1 protein-coding gene and 1 pseudogene are annotated in these 1,510 nt (G+C 33.3%); both read left to right on the top strand.

The genetic code is table 11. From position 1 onward, the window contains the following. The first annotated feature begins 144 nt into the window (after positions 1 to 144). Positions 145 to 870, top strand: a complete 726-nt coding sequence (locus AC1DTM_RS26085; protein ID WP_477001244.1) for a hypothetical protein — start codon at positions 145 to 147, stop codon at positions 868 to 870. Positions 871 to 904: 34 nt separating this feature from the next. Then, positions 905 to 1,125 (top strand): annotated as a pseudogene (locus tag AC1DTM_RS26080) (CPBP family glutamic-type intramembrane protease); the annotation flags it as partial. Positions 1,126 to 1,510: the final 385 nt, after the last annotated feature.

The raw sequence follows: 1,510 nt of genomic DNA, 5'->3' as shown, positions 1-1,510 counted from the left end.
CAGTATAGGTATTCCGCGATATATCGAGTTACTCGGGGGGATTTTTCTAATTACAGCCTTTACATTTTACTTTTCAGTACCTATTTTTTATATCGCTTTACCTTTAGTATACTTTCCTGTCTCCGTATATATACTACAGAGCGAATGTTGGCTTATTATGCACTTTCTTGTTTCGTTTTAGGGCTTGCTTTATTTGTTCCTTTAGCAATGTATCATTTGTATGAGGAGAACTACATTTTCGCGAAACAGGTTCAGGAACAACGTATTGAAGAAAAAGTAAAACATGAGGTTGAAAAAACTAATGGTCCAATAAAGATTACATATGTGACAAAGGCAAGTAGGGTGCAAGCGAATGAAGGTACAGGAAGTCCGGAATATTCCAAAATAAATATTCATTTTGAGTTAGTTAGCTGTGATGCACAAAATGAAGGAAAGAGCGGATTTTCATGCAAATCCTCTGTCGAAGCGTACTACAAAGATAAAAAGTGGCTGGTAGATTATAATTCAGAAGAAAATACAGGTGTTCTAAATCTATCTACAGATAACCAACATGCTGTAGAGTTAGAAAAGCAGTTGGCTCTTACACCAGAGGAAGAAATGAATATCCGTAATATTTCTGAATCGAAAGCGATTCAGTATATGAAAAATGAGTATAACTTTGATTTAACAATTGTTGAACAAGTCTTTGACAAGCATACGAGTTCCTATAAAAAAGAAAATAGATCATCAAATGCAATTCATGCCCTAACGATTGAAGGATATGTAAACACAGATGCTCAAAAGAATGTCACAGTTAGGGTAGAATATGATCCGATTACAAAAAAATATTGGACTCATATCATTGAAATGAGTGATGAAGCTAAAAAGTAGATAGAAAACTTTTTTACAGAGTTTGAAAATGTAATTAGGGACATGGCCAGCAATATTACTCCAATTCTTTGGGCGAGCTGGCATATTGCAATTCATGGCTCTGGTCATTGTGGTGTTGATATAGCAGCTATTATAACAAACCTTGGTATCGTAGGTCTATTCCTTGGATACATATTGGCGCGTTATTGGAATGTATGGCTTATCATTATTATCCATGGATTAATGCAATATCTCGTTCAGTCCTTATTCCATTGAATGAGTTATCGGTAATATTTTGCAATTTCTATTTGGATATATTTTATGATATCACATCTCATGTTTTACAAAGAATTGCTGCCTATCAAGGATAAGAACTGAAAAAGAGTGTGTTTTAATCGAAGAATTTTCGAAAAACACACTCTTACTCTGGAACTATTATTTGAATTACTTTATAGCTTTTTACTTATACTTACTATAGAGAATCCCTAACTTTTAATCTATTACCTTCTGTTATTGTTTATCTAACGGGATCGAATTTCAATTCCACAAATGAACAATAGTCAACTGCTAAAGTTGAGTCTGTCAGTTACTCGGCATTGATATTATCTCGCTATTTTATCATTTGCTTTTGAAATTATTTGATTTGAGTCAATGTTTTATG

The organism is Bacillus sp. P4_D3, from assembly GCF_056401855.1.
The sequence above is the reverse complement of the archived record's forward strand: the minus strand, read 5'-3'. Positions and strand labels throughout refer to the sequence as shown.